General features: G+C 46.5%; 10 protein-coding genes and 1 pseudogene. 2 read left to right on the top strand and 9 right to left on the bottom strand.

All coding sequences use genetic code 11. From position 1 onward, the window contains the following. Positions 1 to 399 precede the first annotated feature (399 nt). Entirely contained in the window at positions 400 to 828 is a 429-nt protein-coding gene (locus tag J2X75_RS09160; protein WP_310335898.1) for a GNAT family N-acetyltransferase, read from the bottom strand. A gap of 242 nt (positions 829 to 1,070) precedes the next feature. On the opposite strand from J2X75_RS09160, the gene J2X75_RS09155 reads away from it, so the two are divergent. Then, the gene (locus J2X75_RS09155) at positions 1,071 to 1,940 is read left to right on the top strand and encodes a LysR family transcriptional regulator (protein WP_310335896.1); all 870 of its coding nucleotides are present in this window, start codon (positions 1,071 to 1,073) and stop codon (positions 1,938 to 1,940) included. A 170-nt stretch (positions 1,941 to 2,110) separates the two neighbouring features. Here J2X75_RS09155 and J2X75_RS09150 read toward each other — a convergent pair. The 3 genes and pseudogenes from J2X75_RS09150 to J2X75_RS09140 form a co-directional block, all read right to left on the bottom strand. After that, a pseudogene (locus J2X75_RS09150) lies at positions 2,111 to 2,494 on the bottom strand (glycoside hydrolase family 3 N-terminal domain-containing protein); the annotation flags it as partial. 394 nt (positions 2,495 to 2,888) lie between these two features. Continuing rightward, positions 2,889 to 10,205, bottom strand: a complete 7,317-nt coding sequence (locus J2X75_RS09145) for a DUF5695 domain-containing protein (protein WP_310335895.1) — start codon at positions 10,203 to 10,205, stop codon at positions 2,889 to 2,891. 93 nt (positions 10,206 to 10,298) lie between these two features. Beyond that, positions 10,299 to 10,646: a hypothetical protein gene (locus J2X75_RS09140; protein ID WP_310335894.1), complete on the bottom strand. Its 348-nt coding sequence runs from the start codon at positions 10,644 to 10,646 to the stop codon at positions 10,299 to 10,301. A gap of 160 nt (positions 10,647 to 10,806) precedes the next feature. On the opposite strand from J2X75_RS09140, the gene J2X75_RS09135 reads away from it, so the two are divergent. Then, positions 10,807 to 11,727, top strand: a complete 921-nt coding sequence (locus J2X75_RS09135; protein WP_310335893.1) for a helix-turn-helix transcriptional regulator — start codon at positions 10,807 to 10,809, stop codon at positions 11,725 to 11,727. A gap of 262 nt (positions 11,728 to 11,989) precedes the next feature. Here J2X75_RS09135 and J2X75_RS09130 read toward each other — a convergent pair whose 3' ends face one another. The 5 genes from J2X75_RS09130 to J2X75_RS09110 form a co-directional block, all read right to left on the bottom strand. After that, positions 11,990 to 13,972: a glycoside hydrolase family 127 protein gene (locus J2X75_RS09130; RefSeq protein WP_310335892.1), complete on the bottom strand. Its 1,983-nt coding sequence runs from the start codon at positions 13,970 to 13,972 to the stop codon at positions 11,990 to 11,992. Positions 13,973 to 14,356: 384 nt separating this feature from the next. Beyond that, complete coding sequence (locus J2X75_RS09125; RefSeq protein ID WP_310335891.1) at positions 14,357 to 20,698, bottom strand: S-layer homology domain-containing protein; 6,342 nt, start codon at positions 20,696 to 20,698, stop codon at positions 14,357 to 14,359. Between the two features lie 18 nt (positions 20,699 to 20,716). Next, positions 20,717 to 21,598, bottom strand: a complete 882-nt coding sequence (locus J2X75_RS09120) for a carbohydrate ABC transporter permease (protein WP_307535887.1) — start codon at positions 21,596 to 21,598, stop codon at positions 20,717 to 20,719. Continuing rightward, positions 21,598 to 22,575, bottom strand: coding sequence for a carbohydrate ABC transporter permease (locus J2X75_RS09115; protein ID WP_310335888.1), 978 nt, complete (start codon positions 22,573 to 22,575; stop codon positions 21,598 to 21,600). The genes J2X75_RS09120 and J2X75_RS09115 overlap by 1 nt, the downstream gene beginning before the upstream one ends. Before the next feature lie 42 nt (positions 22,576 to 22,617). Further along, on the bottom strand, positions 22,618 to 24,009 hold the full coding sequence (locus J2X75_RS09110; RefSeq protein WP_310335887.1) for an extracellular solute-binding protein: 1,392 nt from the start codon (positions 24,007 to 24,009) through the stop codon (positions 22,618 to 22,620). Positions 24,010 to 24,178 lie beyond the last annotated feature (169 nt).

Genomic DNA, 24,178 nt, shown 5'->3' with positions numbered 1-24,178 from the left:
GGAAATGTTGCTTTCTTGAAGCGTTGGGAACCAGCAATAATTAAGCTAATTACCTTATTCCAAAACTTGTGTTTATTTTGCTTATTGTATCCCTTCTCTACCTTTTTACATAAAGAAGAGTTATACCATATACTTGGATATTTATTAAATAAAAAAAATTTGTTAAAGGTTATCCGTTCCCAAAATACTTATTGTATTTATAGGAATAGAAGAGCGTAATAACAGCAATAAAAAACAAGTAATGTTCCAATCGTTAATGAGGATAAAAATACCGTTTTTCTCATCATGAATCCAGCTCATTTTCCATTTTATCATCTATACATAGTAGTATTGGTCTAACGCTACTTCTTATTTTCATAATCCCACCCGGCTGCAGGAGCAGTTGGGGGAATACGATAATTAGATTACGCTACCACCATATCTCAACGTATTTACTCCATTTGAAATATCCTCAAAGCCAAGCTTTTTATAAAACTCAATATTTTTATCTTTGCAATATAATTCAATTCTCTCTACGCCAATAAAATCTTTATTAGTTAATATGCTATTGATGATCTGTTTTCCAAACTTTAACCCTCTATATTCCTTTGCAACTATTACGTCATAGATAAAGGCTCTGTAAATAAAGTCTGATAATACCCTTGCAAAAGCTATTATATTACCATTCTTTGAATCTATCATTGCAATTATCCAACTTTTTTCAAGCATCTTCTTTATACCCTCTATTTGCATATTTTTAGTCCACGTTTCTCCTTTGAAAATTTCAAGCAAGTCCAATATCTGCTTTTCAGAAAGATCGTAGATACATTCATATTTAATTGTTTCCAAAGTATGATACCCCCATTAACATTATTATTCTTATCTATTTTCGAGCATTTTTATGGTGCGGAAATCAAGAGAGATGTGCAGCAACCTGAACCGGAAGTAGGCGGATTACTATTGTATCGCTGGCTTCATCGTAATGACTCGCTCCCTTCTTTATATTATGATAGTGAAGTTCCAAATCAACGTAAAATGATGATTCATCATATCAGCATGAAGAGAAATTCATTTGATCGAGGAGCTAAAACATGACACTATATCAATTGGAAGTATTTCTTGCAGTCGTGCAAACGGGCAGTTTCACCAGAGCAGGGGAGCTTTTGCATGCAAGCCAATCGGGCGTTAGCCACACTATCGGCGATTTGGAGAAGGAATTAGGGATTATTCTTTTCACGCGCAGCCGCAGTGGCGTTACCTTAACGGATACGGGGGCACAAATTCTAGTCCATGTTCGCGAGATTGTTAATCATTCGGATCAAATCAATCAAGTTGCCGCAGTTTCAAGAAACGTGAATGGCGGGACTATACGGATCGGAGCATTTGCTAGTTTCTCGGCCCATGTATTACCCGGTATTAACCAAGCATTCCGCAATCATTATCCAGGTGTAGAGCTGCTTCACTTTGAAGGTAACTACGAAGAGGTCTCAGCATGGATCAAGGCAGGCGCAGTAGATCTTGGCTTTTTAGCCGATCCAAGTGATGATGGTTTAGACATCGTGCATCTGCTTACCGACCCGTATGCTGCAATTCTGCCGGCAAATCATCGGTTGAAAGAACATGACCTTATTTCCATCGAGCAGCTTACGCATGACCCGTTTTTGTCACTTAAATCGGGGTGTGAACGTCCTGTAATGCGTGCGTTTCAGGAGAATGGACTTACGCTAAATAAGCAGTTCGAGGTGACAGAGCATTCGACTATTCTCTCCATGGTTGAAGCAGGAATTGGAGTGGCAGTCATCCCTTCCATGATCCTGACGGCAGTTCCATTAAAGATAATGATTAAACCATTAAGTCCTCCAATTAATCGAGACATCGGTTTAGCGGTACTCTCCATGCAAAATGTCTCTCCAGCTGTATCTGAATTTATTAAATTTGCTCAAATGCAGATCTCATCATAATGTTATTCTGCCCGTTAGCTTAATGAAACAGATATTGTATTACAATTAGAGGTTTGTCTCATCATCGACGACACAATGTTCATGGCCTTTTCAGCAATGGAACCAAGTTCTTGTCCTCAGATCGAAAAAAATTGGTTCCATAAACATAAAAAAACGTTATTTAAGCGACAAGGGTCTTCAGAATAATATTCAAAATTTCGGCCGCATAGCGGGGAACGCTTCATATTCACACCTGGACCCAAAACAATGGAAATATCCGCTGCCGCTGCTTCTTGTCCGATTGCTTTCCCCATCATATGGGCAAGTTCACAATTCCACGATGAGTCAACTCCACTTCCGGATGGGAAGCAGGTAGCTGGTAGACTTTTGTTTAAGCCTAAGTGGTCCGCGCTCCCCTCTTGTTTTCTAAGTCCGTGAGGGCCATCTGTCATCATAATAGAGGGAACCCCAAGGCGGTCAATGGATTTGGTGTTCCAGAAATCTTTACCTGAGCAGAGTTCTGCTTTTTCTTTCAATGTCATTTGACTGATCAATTCTTTCAAATTAGGATTTATTCGCTCTCCTCCGTTGGTAAACATAAATAATGAAATCGGTTACTTCATAAGAGTAGATTAAATGATCCTAAATATATGGTAAAATGGTTTCCTTTTTGGAAAAATGATATGTTATTTATGATGTGTGAACGACGTAAGTGCACACACTATTTCTTATTCTTTTCGTCGACCCTGCTGATCCATCAGGCCGAACTCACCTTGTTCCCGATATTTTCGCATCCATCTCTTCATTTCCGGATCATGAATCCCCATACGTTTTAAACTTTTGTCCCTTCATAGCCCTACAAAAATGCACCCCCTAGAATTTCATCGGTTAAACCCAGGGGTTTTTCCAATGTCTATTCTAAGGGGCGCACTTCAATGCAAGAAAACAGGATCAAGGTCGGTTCTTTTATTATAACTGCAAGAAAATCTTATACAGAACCTGAGCAGCTTCTGCTCTAGTTGTCGTTCCGGTAGGACTCAAAGTGGCATTGCTTCGCCCATTTATGAAACCCATTTTAACCATTGCAGACATATCATCAGCTGCGTACTTTGCTACATTTACGGCATCTGTAAATCTCTTGAGATCCTCAGCTGTACTGGTCTGATGGATTTTGTCCACTGTCCGCAAAGCCCGCATGGTCAGCACAGCCAAATCTTGTCTAGCAATTTCCGTTTCCGGATAGAAGCTGCCGTTCGTGCCCAGGGCGATCCCGAGTGCTTTGGCGATTCCGATTTCCTCATAATAGAGGTCTGTTTGCTTCATATCACCGAAGGTGGTGTTGAACTCTGCTTTGAGATCCAGTGTCCTTACCAACCAAGCTAGATACTCACCTCTTGTGACCTTTTGGCCAGGACTAAAGCTTGTTGCTGATGTCCCGTCGATGAATCCTTTGGACGCCATTGTTTCAACCGCTGGTGCGTACCACGAATCCTTGATGACATCATTGAAGAACTTCTTCGTATAAACAACTGCATATTGGCCTGTGTTTGCCGCTGGAAAAACCATGGCTTGTAGAGCACTGTCGTATTTGCCATTCAGTAGCTGAACAAATGTACTATTTGCAGCCACGTGCGCAACTGTAAGGTATTTGGAATTGGCCAATTCTTCAACATCAGGAGTATAAGGCAGTCTGATTTCAGCCGGTGCATTCAAGGCTACCATATCTTCTCCATCTAGTTGAACAGCGAATGCAATAACAGGTCTGCTGGCTGTTACGGATTTTACTTCTGAATGTAGCTTTGCCGTATCTAGCCAGCTCAGTGTCAGTTCCACACTTTTGGCACCTGATACATACTTTAGCAAATTAGAAGGTACGGTAACGGTTCCAAATTCCGTATTAATCTCGATCTTGATGTTGGCATGCGCTGCGGTTAGTGCAGCTGCAGGAAGCTCAACCGCATAGGAATTGGCTCCCTCTGCTTTCGGTATGTCCACCATAAGCGTTTTAACATTACTGCTATTTGCCTTTACATGCTCCAGAGCCTTATTAAGGTCTTCCTGGCGGATGGGTGCTCCTTTAGCTTTACCGGTTTTGGTATCCGTCTGTGGTGCCACAATCTTAATCCAATTCCCTTCGACTTTGATGTTTTCAGGAGTCGGTGAAGGTGTGGTCACTGACACAGGTGCATCCGTTGACGGCGGTGTTTCCGTAGGCTTCGGATTGATGACTGGATTGCTGATAACGACAGTAAGGGATTGGCTCGCATGATGAATTGCCGTTTCTTTATATCTTACTTCGTAGATTCCGTTACCAAGACCTGTAACCTCTGTGCCTGTGATCGCATTCCAGCTGCCAGCGTCCACTCCCACTTGCCGATATTCCATTACAGGACTTACACCAGTGATCTTGCCATCCTTGGCCCCAGCTGCACTGACATTTACAGCCTTGACCTCTGCACTGGACGGCGGACTTTGCTCCTGCTTGGTTCCGTCAGGAACGACGATCAGGATAGCAAGACTTGGATTGCTCAAATCCGTTCCGGCGTACCGGAGCTCGTAGCTGCCGGCCTTTAGGCCTTCAATGCTGGTTCCACTAACCGGCATGTAACCACCTTGATCCGCCTTTCGGTACTCCATATCGACAGTCACATTTTCAATTCTGCCATCATTCCCGCCTGCCGCTGTAGGCGGTGTAATGACGAGTCCTTCCGCTGTTGGTGCCTCTCTGTCTACCTTGGCTTCATTGCGAATGTCCACGGTTACCGACGGACTTGCCTTTAGGCTGTCTGTGGCTGCATACCGGATCTGATAACTGCCAGGCTCCAGATCGTTGATACTTGAACCTGGAACAGGCGTGTAGTCCTCTTCGCCCAGCTTCCGGTATTCCATCGTATCATTCAAGCCCTCAATTATGCCTTTTATGTCGGTATCCGAATTGGCGTGTGAGATCACCCATCCACTCGCATCTGGTGCAGCCTGCTCCTGTGTCTGCCCTTCCGGAATAACGACTTCCTTATCCAGGCTGGCGCTCAGCGAACCGGTCTTCATATACCGGACATAATATTTACCGGCGGTGAGACCTGTGACCTCAATTCCTGCAATTGCAATATATTCTTCTTCGCCTTCCTTCTTATACTCCATTTCTGTTGTCACACCGATCAGTTTGCCGTCATCTCCATCAGGAATGGACGGTGCCACACCGGCCGGTGTTACTGGAGCCTCACGATCAGGACTGGATATGGCCTGGTGAACTTCCCATTCCCATAGGCCTACACCGTTATCTCCTGCCTGTGATTGCTTGGTCAGGGTGGCTCGCAGCGCCTTGACCTCAAGTACTGGATCAAATGTGTACGGATTGGAAGATTCCGTCGGAGAATGATCAACCACTTTGATTCCCTCCGTAACCGTTCCCGCTGTTACCCATTCATCAGTTGCGCTATCCGCCGGAATATAGGAATATACAATTTGGGTAGGCGGCTTGATCCCGCCGGCATCTGACCATAGCACCAGATTCGAACTCCGGATGGAGACACCCTGCGGCCATTCATATTGCACCCACTCCTCTGCGCCTTCATGGCCCCAGGTTCCCCAATGCGCAATGTTGTTGCCATCCTTCTTTCCGTCATTCACTGCCGCCAGATTCTCCCAAGGGGAAGTGTAGCTGGAAGAAGCATTTGCGAGGAAGGCCATATTGCCGTCTCTCGGATTGAGCAGACGCAAATCCGTAAGCAGCTTCTCTAGCGCCAGGGTAATTTCTCCAACTGTGGCATTCATATTCTTGATTACAGCAGAAGCTTCTGTCTTTGCCGCTTCAATTGGCGCAAGGCCAGGATCTGCAAAGTTCGAAGCATTTAATGTATTTACATAGTTATAGACCTTGATCAATTCTGACTTATCAACCGCGCCGGTATAGCCGTTTACCTTCCATTCCAGAATACCGCTGCCATTAACCGAAGGCTTCATGTCAATACGGACACCTGTAATAAATGCGGGCTCAAAGGTAGTTGTATTGTATTTATTCAGTTCATTGCCCAGTCCCTTTATGGCCCGCGGGGTGTACCATTTCCCATCTTCGCCGCGGAGCATAAGTTGCATATCTTTCGGTCGGAAGTTCCCGCCGTTGTCCTGAAATACATATACATCCATGGAAGCGGCCAGGAATGGCTGATCCCATTCATATGTCACCCATGCCGGATCTCCTTCTCTCCCCCAGTTATGCCATGCACTGTTGGTGGCCCCGCGGTTCGGCGAGAAATCTGCCGAGCTCTTAGGTTCAAAGCCGTTATTCATCGCTTCGGGATATCCGTCGCCACCAGAGAAGCTAGCGGAGGCCTTGGCTGTCAGCGCCGCATTTTGCAGCTCAGAATTCACGACATGTACGGTAGCCCAAACCTCCAAAACACTGCCATCGACATTACCTCTGGCTTCAAATTGACCTGCACTAGCATAACTGCTGGGATCAATAGCATCCCAAGTGATTTCCTGTTCTAGATACCCGTCCTCTGACAGAATATAGATTTGTCTGGGGAGTTCTGGTTCAATATCCTTCTTGGTCACTACACTGAGTGCACGGTAAGCATCAACGGTATCTTCCTTGATCTCGATCGTTACATCCTTGCTGGCCTTCTTGTCTCCGTCTGCCGCACTGAAGGTAAACATGTAGGTGCCTGCCTTGTCTACACGTGCATAGGCCGCTGCTTTGTCACCATCCACAAATGAAATGTTCGCTGAACCTTCAGGCTTTTGCTTGATGGCCCAAGAGTACTTCAACTGGGATTCTTCTGCCTCGCTATGCACAGGGTCAGGAATGGCTTCCCCGGACAATACCACGATACTGTTATTGGCAACATCCTGAACAGCAGTCACTTGGCCAATTGCTGGAGGCTGTTTATCCGGCGGTGAAGCCAGTTCGAAGATTATCTGGCTGGAGCCAGTCAGTTGTCCATCACTTGTGCTAAGCTTAACGGTATAGGAGCCTTCTTTGGTACCCGTAGCCTGTGTAATACTTGCTTTCGGATGATTAAAGGTTAACTTGCCACCTTCCGGGGCGCTGACCACTTCCCATTGATAGGACAGAGTGCCTTCTGGAGCGCCATCATCGGTCACAATCCCATTAAGCATAAATGGAATTAACGCTTGTGGATGTTGTGTCGCCACTTCTACAGTAATTTGGGGAGCTTCATTTTCACCGCCGGCCGATCTTTCAATGGTCAATTCGGCACGCTGCACGCTGCCCATCTGAAACATGGCAACGCCTTCATTGTTCTGAACATAGAACTGTCCGGCAGCTGCACCATTCAGCTTCATGGTATAGTAGCCATTCTCCATCCCCACTCCATCGAACAAAATCCGTGAAGTATGCTCTTTCCCTGAGGGATTTAGGAGCTGGAGAGTAAAACCCTTACCATCTTTTTGAATTTTCGCGCTTTCTATTTTATCGCTTTCCAGCTCCAAGTAGATTTTCTCGTTGATCAGATTGATCCGCTTGCCGAAACCGTCTTTTGGCATAATGTTATAGCTGTTTCCTTCGTCAGTGACCAGCGCGCCATATCCGAACAGCCCGAATATCGGATCTGTAACAATATCAGAGCTGATGCTGAGAAGGGAACCATAGAGGCCTTCTTCCGATTCGCCCGAAAAATCATTCCAGCCGTTACTCATGACGCGTGAGCCGCCATCGTATACGTCCTTAGTGCCCGTGCCTCCTTTATACATCGAATATCTCCAAGAGGTGCTGCCAACTGAATTCGCCGAAATCTGACCCATATTGACGGCGTTGAAGTTCGAAATCTTCCCCGCATAATTGCGCTGCTGTGCAATTGCGGTCTGCTCCATCGATCTGCCGTCATTCTCATATCGGAGCCAGTCATCCATAATATATCCTGCTAAAGACGCAGTATATTGAAAATTCCACCAGCCTTCACCACCGCGGAAGACGGGCACTGAATAATGGAACCAGGTAGGTTGAATCCCGCGCATGGCGCGTGTTTTCCAGTCAGCCATTTCCATACTTTTCTCAGCTGCGCCTGCAAGCGTGTCTGTAGGATAGTAAGTGCGCAGCGCCTTCGCTGCTGCATAGGCTCCTTCTTCACCAGTGTTATCATATTCAAATTCCGAGCCGTAAGGATAAGTGGCCCTAGTCATATTCCGTCCTTTGTCGAAGGCGAACTTCTTCTGTAGATTGGCCGACTCGGTCTGCATTCCCTCTTCCTTCAGAGCTTCAATCATATCCGGGATCTGCTGCTCACCATAGAATCCGATGGCTTCGGTGGAAACACGCTTATCGTAGATGTTATATGCTTTTTCCAGATAATACTGAGGCGATTCACGGTACTCGATCAGATTGGGATAAGCCTTTTGAATCCGGTACATGTTGAAAAATCCGGTAGCTTCCATGATTTCGGAGAAGGTACGTGTATAAGGTTTATCTTTGTCGGTGTACGCTCCAGAATCTTTCAGCCAGTTTGCAACGATATAGCTGTCCTGAGTATTCTTCATATATCGTTCCCACATGAAGTCGATCAGGTATGTCTCGATTGAGCGAATTTCATCAGGGTTGGGTGCCAGATAGTTCTTCATCGTCATGAAGTTGATGTTATCATGGCTCCAGTCATCTCCCCAATGGCTTGTGTTGAGATCCATGCCGCTTGAAAGATACCAGTCGATATAGTTACCGTAAGTCGGACTTTCCGGGTTTTTATCCTGTGTTTTCTGGACCATGAAATCGGAATGGGCATCCGAGATTGCATCCAGCTCGGCTAGAACATTGAATTCAAATTGAGTGAATTTATCCACCCATTCGTTGCCTTCCTTCAGCTTATATTCGATACGCACGCTGTTATTGCCGATCGAATCAAACTGAAGCGAATAGATATGATGCTGTTCACCATTTACGATCTTGGTCTCCACAAACTCAACCGACTCATTGTAGCCAGGGTTCCCGTCAGGCAGTCCACGTCCGGCCCGCGAGTTGTCAACCATTTCCTTCCTGCTCTTTCCAGGCTTGATATCTGGAATATGCGCTTCGTCAAACGGATCATTCTCTTCCACATTTTGAATGTCGATGGACTGTACATCAATGATACTGTCGTCATAGTGCAGGTCTAGCTTGACAGGCATATTGATCGCTGTCTGGAAGCCCGGCACCGCTACGGCATCAATCATGCCTGATTTATATAGGATGGACCGGAGATTGGCTTCGCGATCCTCCATCGAAGTTGAACTGTTATTTGGGCTTTGGGCGCTTTCCTGCGGCGTATTGTCACCTCCACGGACTGCTGAGAATTTAAACTTATATGTCTTGGACTCATCCGGTCCTAGGACGAGGCTGGAAGCATCAGTAAAGTATCCGCGTCCCGTTTTCTGGATTTCTTTGGAGTGGATATAGAGCACGTTCAGTCCCGGATACCAACCGCCACTGTCCCCTGTCCAGTTCTTAAAGGTATCTGCAGCACGCCGCTCTCCTGCTTCATGCATCCAATAATCTACATACTCGATCCGAGCTCCGCTTTCCGGCACTGGGGTGAAGAGCATGAAGTTCCCCTCACCACTGGTGCGGATGGCATATGAATATCCACTATCAGCACCTGCGAAATTATGCACCGTCACACGGTCATCATAGGTATCGGATAAGGTCTGGTATTTGTTGTTCCAAGGCATCGGCAAGCCGATATCCCCGAATTCGATATACTGATTGCTCTTGTTCTTCAGCGTAATTTCCCAAAGCAGTGAACCGTCATCGGTCTCCATATCAAAAACGGATTTCACATCAAAGCCCTTCATTACCCGCTGGTCTGTAGAATTTAGGTTCTGTCCAATAAAGTTGACTTCTACCTTCTTGCCGTCTGCTGATGCGGTCTTGTTCAAATAGGGGTTATCCGGATTAATGGTCGAAACTTGTGTAGATCCCCCCGCAGCCAATGTTTTATTGGTATCAACTTCTACAAAGCCGTCCCTGTTGTCAGGGAATTGTCCATTGGCACCCGTACGGTAAGAGAAGATCATTTCACCCATCCACTGGTGCTGTGTACCATTCTGCGGTGATGTAGTGTTAGGCAAGACGAAATTGATTGGCTTCCCCTGTTTATTGGCAGGATTGTTGTTGATATAGAGCTCCTCAATCTGACCTAAATCGCCGACTTTGGCCGACAGGCTGGCATTGGAGATACCGGTCTTTACTGCAGCCGCCGCGACCTCAGGCAAAGCGCTAACCTGCAACGGCAGACTTGGAAATGCCAGTAGCAGCGCGATCATAAGCGGTTTCCACTTCTTCGAAATCATTGTCATTATAACCTCCTGTATACCTGTGATCATATCCATTAGGGGATTAATTCTCTTAAACCGGTAAGTAAAGTCTTTCTACGAAATACCTTTGACCGATCAATAGAAAATGACGTTCATGCTTTCTGTTAAAATAGAACCGCGAAATAATGCGCCAACACCGGATTGTAAGGCAAGCAATAGCTTGGTATGCATATCGTCATATGGAATCGTGGTTGCTTCGAGTGCGATCTGTCGTTCAGGATGGTCTTGATTCCACTGCTCAGCCATGCTCTCATAAAACTTCTGATGGGCATCCACAAAAGTCCAGAAGACCAAGTGGGTCGCTCCTGTGTTTTCTCCCCCTCCAGATGTCCCTCCTGATGCTTCCTTTGTTGTACTGCAACCACTCAGAGCCATCACTATTACAAGAAGACATACCCCTAACCATACCTGCATTTTCTTCATGTGCAATCCCCTTTCCAAGGTTGTAATCTGAATCTGTTTAAGAATAATAAGCCAAAATTCGTAAGCGCTTTATTTTATATGTTACTTGCTGTATCATGAAAAATAAATGCTCTATGCCAACATGAATTTTAAATATTTCAACCTGTTCGGAGGTGCCGGATTGGACTCGCCCATCCTTCATTTCATCACCCCGCCCATTCCCTATTTTATTGATTGCGGACGTGCTTATTACGAAGAAGGTGAATATCACATCAGCCGCAGTGACATCGGTGTCTTTGACCTGATTGTTGTTACTCGCGGTTCACTCGCCATTAGTGAAAACGGGACGAAATGGCTTTTGAAGCAAGGAGAAGCGCTGATCCTTAAGCCGGATGGACACCATTACGGCAGCGCAGCCTGTGAGACGGAAACGGAAATGATCTGGATTCATTTTCAAACCTATGGCAGCTGGAGAGAGTCTGCGACCATGGACGAATGCCTTGCCAATCAGGCCGAACTAATCGAGACACATAAGGTAAGCGCGTATCTGAACCACTGTGATGTCTGTTCCATCTTCATCCCGAAACATATGCACATTACAACCAAAGACATGGAGCTGCTGGAGCATTTCTCTCAGCTTGATCAGGAGCCTCAATCCATGCGCAACTGGAAACGACAGGCGACATTCCAGAAGTTTATGCAGCATCTGGACCTTGGGCTGTCCTCACTGTCCGATGTTGCCGCCATCCGGATTGCCGAGAAAATTGAACTCTACATTCGTCACAATTACCCTCTACCGATATCTAATCCCTTGCTGCAAAAGGAACTCAATTACCATCCAAACTATCTGGCACGTAGCATGCTGAAAGTGTATGGGATGACGCCCATGGAATATCTGCTGCATTACAGAATCGAGCAGGCCAAAAAGATGCTGCTGCAAACCGCCTGGTCCGTTGCTCGCATCGCCGAAGAGATCGGCTTCAATCATGTATCCTACTTCTCTTCCTGTTTCTCCAAAAAAGAGGGCATCTCTCCTTCCAACTTCCGCAGCAAGTTTACCAACATAGAAAATAAACCGGCTCGTCCAGAACTGATACCCTGAAAAATAAAAAGCGTCCGCTTACCAGAGATCGCGTTATCTTACAACGCATCCCGGATATATCGGACGCTTTCTCTCTTTGTCTACCTTTTTGAAGAAGCGCTTTTCAGCCCAAGCTTTAGCCCTCCTTTTGGTTCTTGTTCCATAGGATGGGTAATCATCCGTTGTGGCAACAGCATTTTACTCGTTCAGTTCCACTGTTCCTTGAACGGTAATCGTACCGTCTACATTCGCTCACCACTTTCTCTCCTGGTAAGACACTCCCTTATTCGCACTCCCGAATCCAAACGCTCATTGCTCCTTCATCCCGATTGGCCCAAGTGAAATAGGGAATAAAGCAAAGCTCGGCAGGCTGGGCATCCCAGTGGACATCACTGCGATACAGATGTGTTCCCCAGTCTTCATGGGATACCACTCGGTGCCCAATGGTTGTAAGTGCCGGCACCCCAAGAGGCATTTGATCCCCGCTAACGATATGAAACTCAGCGTCCCGGGGCAGTTGAATGCGATGCAATCCACGGCCATTGTCGACTTCTTCGAGACAGTACATAAACGGTCCCCGCTGTATGGCTACTTTTCCGAAAGTGGCTCTGATCTGATCGTGCCCTTTCATCCGCAGCAACTCCATAGGGAAGCGAAGCCTGATCTCATCACCGGCTTTCCACGTACGGGTCACCTTCATGTAACCGTACTCAAAAGTAAACCCATTCTGTTCCGTCTTCTCCCCATTAATCCACAGCTCGGGAATCTCGCACCAGTCCGGCTTTCTCAGAGCTATCGTAAACTGCATTCCCTCCGAGGAATCGGGTCGAACGATCAGCTTCACTTCTCCGGTGGAGGTATAGTCAGAGGCCATGGTTAGCGCTGCTCTCCTGCCCTTTAGTGTGAATTCCCCTTCTCCGCCGATGTACAATTGCACATATAACGTAGCTTGTTCCTCAACTGGGGTATACACATATTGATCCAATGAGGCAAGTAATCGTGCAATGTTCGGCGGACAGCAGGCACAGCCAAACCACCCTTGCCGGCGTGTTCGCACGTGGGCATAATTAGGATTCACACGTTGAATCTCCGGATCGACTTCAAGCGGATTCACATAGAAGAAGCGTTGACCATCCAGGGACATTCCACTAATCACCGTATTGTACAGGGCCCGCTCCATAACGTCTGCGTACCGACTAACCTGCTTCATCTGAAGCATGCGCTTCGCCCAAAATATTAGTCCAATCGAGGCACAAGTCTCTGCGTAGGCCGTATCTCCCGGCAGATCATAATCTCCTGTAAAAGCTTCTTCTTTGGCTGATGAACCAATGCTGCCCGTAATGTACATTCGCTTACTCACGGTGTTACTCCATAACCGTTCACAGGCTTCTTTCAGCGATGTATCCCCCGTCTCAGCAGCTACATCTGCCATAGCCGCACACATGTACACCAGTCGAACTGCATGGCCTTCTGCTGTCGACTGCTCCCTAATGGGGAGATGGGACTGGGAGTAGGTGTGCCGGTGAACCATATCCAACTCGCCAAAATGTAGGGTACGGCCCCTTTGTTCCCATTCCTCTACAAAAAAATGCGGTCTCGCTCCCCGCTGATCCAGAAAATAACGGCTCAGTTCGAGATACTTCTCTTCCTTTGTCGTCTCATACAGCTTGAAGAGTGCAAGTTCAATCTCCTGATGCCCATCATAACCAGGCAATTGTCCAGGCTCTGTACCAAACACGGTGCCTATATGATCCGCCAGACGAATAACCACATCCAGCAGCATGCGCTTGCCTGTGGCATGATAATACGCGACACCAGCCTCAATCATATGTCCTGCACAATAGAGTTCATGACATTCGGCGAGATTCGTCCAGCGCGCCCCAGGTTCACGCAAGGTAAAGTATGTGTTGAGGTAACCATCGTGTTGCTGTGCCCGTGCAATGGTTTCAACAACGGAATCCACGAGGACTTCCAGTTCCGGATCGGGCTTCGCGGAGAGCAGGTACGAAGCTGCCTCAATCCATTTCGCAACATCGCTGTCCTGAAATACCATCCCATAATGAACGCCCTCTTCTTCCCCTGCAGCGATGCGGAAATTCCGAATGGCCCGGCTTGGTTCAGCTCCTTCGATACGATCATTTAGCGCCTCCCATTGATAGGGAACAACGACGTTGCGGACCAATTCGATATAATGCGACCAGAATGGATCATTGATTGTATGGCTATACACTGGATATGGATGGTGTGGTACATCTGGTTTTGTCATGGGAACCTCTCCTTGTTCTATTTTAATATCCTTATTTTACAAATCATTACATCAGGACGAAATCATCATTTCCAACTGAAATTTACATGATTACAACCTTTCACGACCGCCTTCCTTGCTACATTTGTTCTTATTCGGGCTTCGTTCCCCACAGCCTTCGTCTCTTCAACAGTTTGGTCTGGTAGAACAAGACCACCCGTACCATATACCTCGCTGAGTAGTTCTGTATCCCATTACAATGATCATTCATAATGTGTGGAACAAACTGGTCAGTACAACAACTCCCTATTCTTATGATGAATAGAGTAAATAATGGTTGCCCCTCAAAAATATGTTGGGCAACCATTATTTTTGTCACATGTTGATTTTGGAGTTGTCCTGATTCTACTTTTCTAGGTTTGTAAGCAATCGGTAAATAACCGTCACCGCTTGCGCACGTGTGGTCTGGCCATTAGGGATAAAGCGGCCATCCGGCATGCCTGTAATTAAACCACCCTGGCGAACAGCCTCTACTGCTGATGAAGATTCAGAAGAAAGATTCTCCAAATCAACAAACTTCACAGAATCATCTTCCCCTTCGGTTGATAATGTCACATTTAAATTTTCTGCAAGCCGATAAATCATTACAGCCATTTCCTCACGGGTGATGGGTTCATTGGGACCAAAAGTGCCATTTGCTTTGCCTTTGACAATGCCCAGCTTATGCGCACTTGCGATTGGTGTGCTATACCAGGTCCCTTCTTTGACATCGCTAAATGTGGTTGTTGCTGTTTTATCCAATAAATCGAATGTAGTCATTAACGTTTTAAGGAATTCTGCACGGGTTACTTGAGATGACGGATTAAAATCTCCAGCTCCCGTTCCCTCAACAGCTCCTCTGGCTGCAAGTGCTTCAATACCTTCCACAGCCCAGTTCACATTGATCAAGTCCTTAAAGGCAGCGTTTACGCCAAGTACTCCGAACATGCCGTTCTGCGCCATGTTAAACTCAAACATTTTTGTGGATTCATCATATTTACCGCCGACAATAGCTTGGGCCACTCCGGCATCGTTCAGCTTGAAGGCCACAACCTGATGCCCTTTTATCCCTTCCTTCAACTGATAAGGCATGGCTAGTCTAAGTCCTTTTCCATGTAGTTCTTTAGATGAAATACTTTTCCCATCTGCATTCACCGTGATGTTGCTGACCAAGTCTGCTTCAAGAAGTTTTCCAGCTTGTTCTGGCAACTGGCTTGGTTCGACGGCTTCAAAGACCACTCCCAGATTAGTGATGTCCTTAAACGTAGTCAGGAATTGATGAGGTATCGTCAACACGGCTGATCCCATTTCAATCCTTACACTGGTCAAAGACTTCGTAGTACTAAGCGTTTTCCACGGAAGCACGGCTTCGACTTGTTGTGTTTCCAAGTCCTTTTGGATGACAATGGTTAACTTCCCGTCCTTCATATCTTCCAGCGCTGCTTTAATATCGCTGTCTGTGACCTGAACTTTGACCTTACCATCTTTGCCGGTGGTAGCTGCCTTTACTTCGATTCTACCTTGGCTCACGGTAACTGGCGTAAGCTCTTTCGGATCCGAAGGCGTAGGAGCTGGTGCTGGAACTGGTGTTGGAGCCGATGGTGATGGGCTTGGAGTCGGTGTAGGTGTTGGCAACAGTTTTAATCCCGCAATAGCAGAATCCAGCGCAATAACCGCAGCATCAATGTCAGCCTGTGAAGCTGATCCGCTCGTCAACAATTGTTCGGCAGTGGAGATCTTTTCCGCTAAGTTCTGCCAGCTTGCCGCAGTGTAGCGTTCTTGCTTCAACGCCCTTACTTCATTCAGCTTTGCTTGAAGCGCAGCTGTATTCACTGGCGGATTTTCTGTAACCTTCAGGACAGTGTACGTCTTCGTCGTGATTTGATCAGAACCTGTTAACGTCACTTTGTATCCTGTCTTCAAATCAATAGCTGGCGTCAACCCATCAGATTCGTAAACCGCAAATGTCACACTTGCGGGAACGTTTAAGCCCGTTGTAAGTTCCTCCAGCGTTGTCGTTTCAGAAATAACAATTTCCTTGGCCAATTGATCCACAGAACCGCCTGGAATGTTAATATCAATAATAGTTACATTGTGTTCTTCTACGGGCTCTAGGGCTTCAAAAGCTTCGAGCAACGTTTTGTATGCCGCATCGATATCTCCTTCGGTTGAAGCGTCATTATTATATACGTCACTAGCCATCTGCAAAGCTGCTTGCAACGTTTGCCATTGTTCGGGTGTGCCACTATAGTTCTCTTCGTTCACGGAAGGATCTGATGCAGCATCAATTGCCGCTTTCAGGCGGGACTTATCGTATTTGACATAAATACGCAGGCTTGCTCTCAGGTCGGTTCCTTCCACGCTACCAAGCACAACAAAATCGGTTGCGATGGAAAGCTTATTTTCGGGAATTTCATCCCACACGACATTAGCCAGCCCTTTCGTTTTGTCTTCATAGATCACCGTGACTTGTGAAGGCAACTCAGGCATGACGTTGATGGTCGTATTAACTGATGCTGGCTCAATGGCTGTTATCGCTCCATGGTCCGTTTGAGGTGGTTCTTCCCCGTCAGGTTTGGCCGATATAGCCCGCCATTCTTTTAAACCGGTATACACCGAACTGCTTTGGTTTTCCATCGTTAAACGCAATTTGTCGGTCGTGACTTCATTAAAGGTGACTTGGTTGAATTTACCCTTTTCCATTTTCTTGTCACTAAGTCCGCTAACCGCCACATACTCGCCCGCCTCCTGATCCCAATACTCAAAGTCGTAATCGGCAGGAACCTGTACGCCGCCTCCATCATCATAAAAATACATTGAACTGCCAGACAGGGTCACAGGCGTTTTCCATGTATACTCCACCCAATGACTCTGGTTAGGCGATCCCCAGTTTCCATACTGCGTTTCGATCTCTGGGCTACCCATGCTCCCAGGGACTAAAGGAATATACCCGTCATTCACCGATTTCAAAGATTCCCATGCTGATGTATAGGAGGCGTTTGGTGTAGCCAACAGAGCAGCATTACGATAACGAAGACTCTCTTCAGCAAGGCGCACTCGATTCGTCATGGACTGCACTTCATCCAGCGAATAATCATCTCGCGCAAGCAGTTCCTTGGCTTCAATCAACGCGGCTTGCAATGCCTGCCACGACTCCGGCGTGAAATCATCGGCATTGCGGACAAGTTTGCCCTGCGGCGATACCCGATCTGCAAACTTGGCAATGATATTAGACAATTCGGCTGTAGCTACGTATACCGTGATGGGCACTTCTACCTTCGTGACTTCTTCCCCATCACTAATGCTCAGCTCGTAGACGTATTCGCCTACCGCGTCAAATGTCACATTCAATGTCGCCTGATCCAGTGCCTCTGCCTGCACCGCACCAGCGTCGCCTGATACTAGATTCCATGCATACGTCAAACGCCCGCTTGGCAGACCATCATCTGTAATTACTGGCGCCAACTTCAATGGAGCTCCTTGCTCCACGTTCACCGGCAGGTCTAGTTGCACTTTTGGTGCAAGATTCTCCGAAGGCGTAACGTTCAGGTCATTATTGTAGATTTGAATTTCCTTAATTCCTGTTGAATAGCCCGATGCATGCGTAAAATGGACTCGGATAGCCTTTGTGTTCACCGCATTAAATTCAACATTATTGTAATTCGCGGCCACATAATTCGGATAACGGAATTGCCCTTCTACAGGCTTCCATGTGGTGCCGTCCGCATCCAAGTATTCCACACCAAACGTTTGTGGAGCTGCATAGCCGTTTGGCCGCCGGTCGTTATAAAAGTAAACTTTTACATTATCCACCGTTTGGGCTCCATCAAATTGAAACGTAACTGAATCAGATGGGTTCGGCGAGCCGCCGAACAACGCAGTATTCGAGGTATGGTTAATGGATGCAATCGTAGAACCGTCTGCCAGTCTGTTCACATTGGAATTGCTATGGATATAGCTGGATTCAACCGTAGTACCAGATGCCGTTGCCAGATTTACGCCGTTATGCTCCACATCAACTCCAGCTTTATTGAACATATCAACTGTTTTTTCATTGCCTCCCAGTGAAGTATCGTCTGCAGAAGCCAGATTAACAGCGCTGCCAATTTCATAAATAACGTTGGTGTTTGTGTTGTCTCCAACCGCCCCTGGCACGTCTCCGTCCGGTTTTTCCACCTTGCCCGTGGCTGTATCAAAAATGATATGTGACATTTCATCCGTCGTCATGACACGTTCGCCATTGATGAACAATGAGTATCCCACGGGGATATCCTTGTAATATGGATCGCTATCGCTATACTTGGCCGGGTCTTGCCACACAATGGACAGATTGGCATCATGATAACGCACATTGTCCACGGCGAAATGGTCATATTTGATATCAAGTGGCCATAGCTCGATTTTATCGTCCGCTCTTGGCTGAAGGCCTGCCATATCTTCCATGACGGAATAATTCATCATGCCCAGCGTATCGTGGTGAATCCAGGCACGAACCATTTTGCCACTTGGGTTTGGCGGATTTTGCGGTGTCCAAGGCGTACCGAAGAAATAATCCTCAAGCCAGAAAAACTCATTGGAATCCAGGTGATCGGTATTGCCTGGTTCAACCGTATGTAACCAAGCGCCCCAGTCAAACAATGTTTTGTAGGTGTCGCTGTTGATATTCTCCACCGGATAATGACGTAAGGAAGCACGAATTGTATTGATGTAATTTCCAAAGTTGCACCAAGCGAACTGATCCGTTCCGAATGCGCTGGTCTCTCCATTCTGGAATGCTTCCACACGTTTCATGATACTGTGCTGATCTGCCGTAAAGAATGGGAAAATCGGATAATAGTTTGGATCACCGTAATCGGATAACTGGGTCAAGTATTTGGATTCGTATCCTGCCTCCCCTTCTTTCGGCACTACACCGAAGTTAAACACAAACATATTGTTGTCACGCCATGGATTGAATACGTCTTGTTGGTTGATGACTTTTTTGTGCAAAAAGCTGCCTTCGCCGTTCGTATCAGCTTCGCCATCATCGTCAAAATCCGCTTCGTCGTACCACATGTTGTTCAGAATGGCGTTCCGAATGCGCTGCGCAACCTCATCCATGCGTTTCGCGTTTGCGTCATCCCCGAGTTGTTCGTACATTTGTTGCGTGGCTACTGCGTTTGCATAAGCTGTGGAAGAACCGTCCAAACGCGCATAGTTTCCATTTCCTTTCCAGTGCATGGACACCGTGTCTCCATCATTGCCGGTAATTGGTCCGTGATTGTAATAAACCAAATCTGGATTGGTTCCCCGGAAATGATTTAGTGTACCCGTCACATCGCTTGCCGAGAAATCAGCGAATTTTTTCAATACCTTTTCTCCGCCACCATAAATCTTGTACGCTTCCCAACCGACTTGCGAGGTATTTTGCATCATATCCCATGTCCAGATATTCGGTCTTCCCGGATTGTTTTTGTAGTTGGCGTTTTCAGAATATTCGCCTTGGGCTAGCCAAGTCCCGTATGCATAAGATGGGTCTCGCAGCCACTTCAAATCTTGCAACACCCACGGAACACTTACTGTGATGCCGTTGTTATAACCCAGCACCCCTTCCATGTTCATCGGGAATTGCCAGTCGTTTCCGGGAATGTTTGCTTCCAGCAAGTTGAAGCGGTTGGACCACCAACGATAATACAGAACCTTCTTCACATTTTCGTCTGGAATATCAATGTAGGGGATATTTTGTGCCCACCATTCGTTGTATTCCTTTACTTGATCATTGAAAGCCTTTTCATTATTACTTGCTTTAAATTCAGCATACTGTGTTTTCGAGGCCGGGATTTCTTCCGCCAACCACCCCATGACCACTTTTTCATCCACCGAGGTACCTGCAGGGACCGTAATTTCTTTCACCAAATCATTGCCAACAGGCGTCATGCCATCCCCGCTGAGATGAACGTCAACATGGGACATCGCTTCCACATACTTTTCTCCGGCACGTCCAACCATAATCGGGGCAGCCACCCGTTTACCGATCAATTCATCTCCCTCGGTTTCGGTTACAAATGGCGATTTGACGGTCATGGTTAACGTAATTGGCGCATTACCGTTATTGGTTAACTTCAGTAAAGTAACAGCACTGTTAGAGGAGGTAATAAATTTACGCTGGCTGATGTCCAAACCGCCACTCTTGTAGGTTTGGTCAGCATGGCTAGGGTAGTTTTTACGAGCAGCCTTGTCTTCCACTACGGCTCCCGTAGAAAGAGTTATGTTGTACATCGTATCCTTGTTGAGAGTATCCGCATAGTGTACCGTCCCAACAAAACCGAGCTGCCGATTGTCCTGCGTTTTCATGTACAGCGCGCTCCCCCGGCTGAAGAGCGTGTTGGCACTGCCATCATCATTGTTATCGTCTGGGATGACACCCTCGTTAACCAGCAACTTATCGAGCCATGGCAAATCGACATGATCTGCAGCGAATTGGTCAAAATCAAAATCTTCGATTGCTTTCATCATTTGACCGACAGTTTCCTGACTGAAATCCACGGGCTCGCTTACGATCTGATTGTTCTTCCACGTTGCATCGCCATAATCGGTACCTACGCCTTCATGCACAAAGTCTGTCGTATAGTTCGCCGATGCAGGTATGATGCCTGTATTCAAAGTTACTACGGTAGCCAAAGCGGCCACCCACATTTTTGTTGCCCATTTCCTCTTCTTTGTCGCCATTGCTTCGTCTCCTCCTTATTAACCTTTAATTCCCGTCAACGTAATGCCTTCTACGAAATATTTGTTGCCGATCAGGAAAAACACCAGGCAGGGAAGTGTTACGATCAGTGCAAGCGCCATGACCTGCTCATAGTTTGGAATACGCATTCCGTTCACCATGTACAAGCCCATAGGCAAGGTATAATCGGCCTCGGTTTTCAGATAAATCATGGTGTAGAAAAATTCATTCCAACAATTGATGAAACTGAATAGTGCAACAACGATCATGGCAGGACGAATGAGAGGCAGCATGATCCGGTAATAGATTCGAAAATAACCCGCGCCGTCGATTTTGGCTGCCTCACTCAGTTCAGCAGGAATTGTCATAAAAAATTGTCTGAGCAGAAAAACGAAATATGCATTGCCGCCTGCGCAAAAAAAGGCTGGAATAATGAGGGCAGGTTTGCCTGCAAGCCCAAGCGATGTATATAACGAAAATTGTGGAAGTAGTGTAACTGCACTAGGCAGCATCATACTGCTGATAACGAGCACAAACCAGGTGCCGCGCATGGGAAAACGTAATTTGGCAAATGCGTATGCTGCAAAGCTGGTCGTAATGACGGTGCCAATGACATACGGAACAACGATGGAGACCGAATTCCATAACTGCCGCCAGAACTGAATTCGTTCCAGTCCTAGCCTGAAATTCTCAAACCCAAGCTCCTTCGGAAAAAATACAGGCGGCCTGGCCAAAATTTCCGAATGACTCACCATTGCACCGCGTAACAGCCAGTACAATGGAAAAGCAAAAATGAATGCAAGCAGGAGAGATAACACAATCAAGCCGAAATGAATTGCCCTTCTTCGGTTTTTAGCCTGCTTGATGCTTGTATATTTCATCGGTGCAGGTGCTGTCTCCATTATCTCACCCACTTTCGTTTGCCCATGGCATCATCACGTTTGAGCGCGCCCTGAAAGTAAAACAATACGCCCGTAATCACCAACGTGATGAGAAATACGATCCAGGCTTCCGCCGATGCCAAACCTCGCATGCCCACCTGTACAAAGGAATGGTCGTAGATCATGACGTTGATAAAGTATGTCATTCGGTCAGGCGCGCCATTTCTCGACAACACCACGCTTTGGGTGTAAATCTGGATCGACGTCATCATACACATGATGAGCTGAAAAAAGAGTACAGGTTTAATCGTTGGATAAGTCACCTTTAAAAACTTGTGCCAGGCATTGCCTCCATCCATCTCAACGGCCTCCAGCAATTCTCCGGGGACATCCTGCAACGTGGCGATAAATACAACAATCGTCCCGCCGCATGTCCACAGACTCATGATAAACAAGGTGTAAAAGATCCGAAGTGGATCGTTGAGAAAATCCCATGGCGCAATGCCCATTTGTAGTAGAACCCAGTTGACGAGCCCGCCTTTGGCCTGATTTTGCAATAACATCTGCCATACGATCGTTGTCGCAAGCATCGGTATGACAGATGGCAGAAAGAAGATAGCTCTTAGCAAATTTCTCCCAATAAACTTTCGGTTCAGTAGCAAAGCAACGATCAGGCAGAACACGATAACAAGCGTAACGTTGACAAAGGCGTAAACCAGCGTAACCGTAATCGATTTTTTAAATTCAGAGCTTGGATTGCTGAAAATATACCTGAAGTTATCTAGCCCAATCCATTCCATGACCTGGCTGCCGCTCATAATCGTAATTTTATGAAAACTGTAATATAAACTGGCGAGCATTGGGTACATCGTCAGCACCAAAAATCCGATAATGGCTGGGGCAGCAAATAGATATCCGGCAATGGCCTCTTTGGTGTCACCTTTTGCAATTCTTCTGGCAGAAACGGATTTCGAACCGATTTTGCGTTCTGGATTCATAAGCATAGCCTCTCTTTTCGAATTCAAACTTCCTTCCTATGATTAGGAAACCTTGCCGCTTTCCCACAGCGACTTGATTGCCGGCATAATTGCATCATAAATTTCTTTGACACTTTTCTGGCCGGATAATGCCTGGTCAATAGACTTTTCGTATTCCGTGTTCATTTTTAAATAAGCCGGAACATAATACGCTGGCCATTGGACAATGGCACCCTCGGTCGTAGCATAGCTAAGGATGGTTTCCTTTGCGCTAGCTGGCAGATCAGCAGTCCATTGATCAATTAAAGCTGGATCTGTATACCAGTCCGCCTGATTGGGTAGCCATGCTCCGCTTTTCAGCAAGTCTAGGCTGTTTTCTGGGTTAACCATATAGGCGTAGAATTTCTTAGCCTCTTCGATATGTTTGGAGGTATTGTACACAACGAGTGGAGCTCCAGCATTCATGGTTACTGCTTTCTCCATTTTTGGGAGCACACCTACACCAATGTCCTCATTGCCTTTGATATTCGCTAAATCCCAAGATCCGCTCACAGCCATGGCATAACCCCCGCTTAAAGCATCCACAGCGGAGCCAATTCCAGAACTCCAGGTATAGCTAAAGGCCGAAGCAACTTTGTCTTTGTTCACAAGATCAGCCAGTTTTTGAATACCTTCTGTCGTTTGGGGCGAATCCCATTGAAACTCTTTTCCATCCGGGGATACAATGCCTCCTCCATTGGCGTTCGCTGCCCAGAAATGGTGAAATTCACGACCTGCCGTAAAACCAAGACCATAGTTTTCAGTCAATGCAGCATCGAATCCAGCATCGGCAGCTGTCTTACCACTCGAATCCTTGGTTAGCTTTTTAGCATTGGCAACAAAGGTAACCCAATCCCAGGCTTCTTCAACCTTAGTAGGTGGGTATGGGACGCCTGCTTCATCAAATTTCGATTTGCTATAGAACAGCAGTTCCATTTGGTTGGACAAGCCTACACCGATAACTTTCTGTTCTGGAGTATGGATGGTGATTGCAGGAAGTTTCTCCGGAATGGTTCCATCCGCAAGCAGGTCGGAAATGTCCTCTAAAATGCCCATCTCATTATACTTTTGAATGTCAGCTTCCCCCATGTAACTGATGTCCGGCAGTTCTCCGGATTGAAGCCTCGTCTGGATGAAGGTGTCAAATGTGCCGTCTGCCGGCAACACCTGCGCATTAATTTTCACCCCGGTGTCCGCTGTATATTTTTCTGCAGCGGATTCCACCAGTTGCTTCTGTACATCATCCCCCCAATACAACAACTCAAGGGTGATGCCCCCAGCGGACGGATCCCCGTTACCTGCTGCTGCATTTTTGGCATTGCCGGAAGTGTCCGAATTGCCGGAACAACCTGCTAACGTGGAGAAAGCCAAGGTTAATGCGAGAGACAGAACCAACTTGCGCTTACCAAACCTCATGTTTGTTTCCTCCCTTTTTCAATGCTATTTATTTCAAGTCAACGAATTTAATCGTTTAACTTAAAAACATGGTCTTGTTTCATACCCGGATGATTATATGGTGCTGATTTTGACCAAGCCTGTACTTCCCTTTATAGAACAAGTAGAAACTGCCAAGTTAGAAGACTCG

Origin of the sequence: Paenibacillus sp. 2003 (assembly GCF_031455635.1) — a bacterium.
GTDB classification, from domain to species: Bacteria; Bacillota; Bacilli; order Paenibacillales; family Paenibacillaceae; genus Paenibacillus; species Paenibacillus amylolyticus_B.
This window is presented reverse-complemented; position numbering and strand designations above follow the sequence as displayed.

Bases quoted from the DNA above. Each gene is read 5' to 3' on its own strand.
- J2X75_RS09130 (WP_310335892.1), bottom strand. From the start codon at position 13,972: ATGACAAAACCAGATGTACCACACCATCCATATCCAGTGTATAGCCAT.
- J2X75_RS09115 (WP_310335888.1), bottom strand. From the start codon at position 22,575: ATGAATCCAGAACGCAAAATCGGTTCGAAATCCGTTTCTGCCAGAAGA.
- J2X75_RS09110 (WP_310335887.1), bottom strand. From the start codon at position 24,009: ATGAGGTTTGGTAAGCGCAAGTTGGTTCTGTCTCTCGCATTAACCTTG.
- J2X75_RS09155 (WP_310335896.1), top strand. From the start codon at position 1,071: ATGACACTATATCAATTGGAAGTATTTCTTGCAGTCGTGCAAACGGGC.
- J2X75_RS09145 (WP_310335895.1), bottom strand. From the start codon at position 10,205: ATGACAATGATTTCGAAGAAGTGGAAACCGCTTATGATCGCGCTGCTA.
- J2X75_RS09120 (WP_307535887.1), bottom strand. From the start codon at position 21,598: ATGGAGACAGCACCTGCACCGATGAAATATACAAGCATCAAGCAGGCT.
- J2X75_RS09125 (WP_310335891.1), bottom strand. From the start codon at position 20,698: ATGGCGACAAAGAAGAGGAAATGGGCAACAAAAATGTGGGTGGCCGCT.
- J2X75_RS09140 (WP_310335894.1), bottom strand. From the start codon at position 10,646: ATGAAGAAAATGCAGGTATGGTTAGGGGTATGTCTTCTTGTAATAGTG.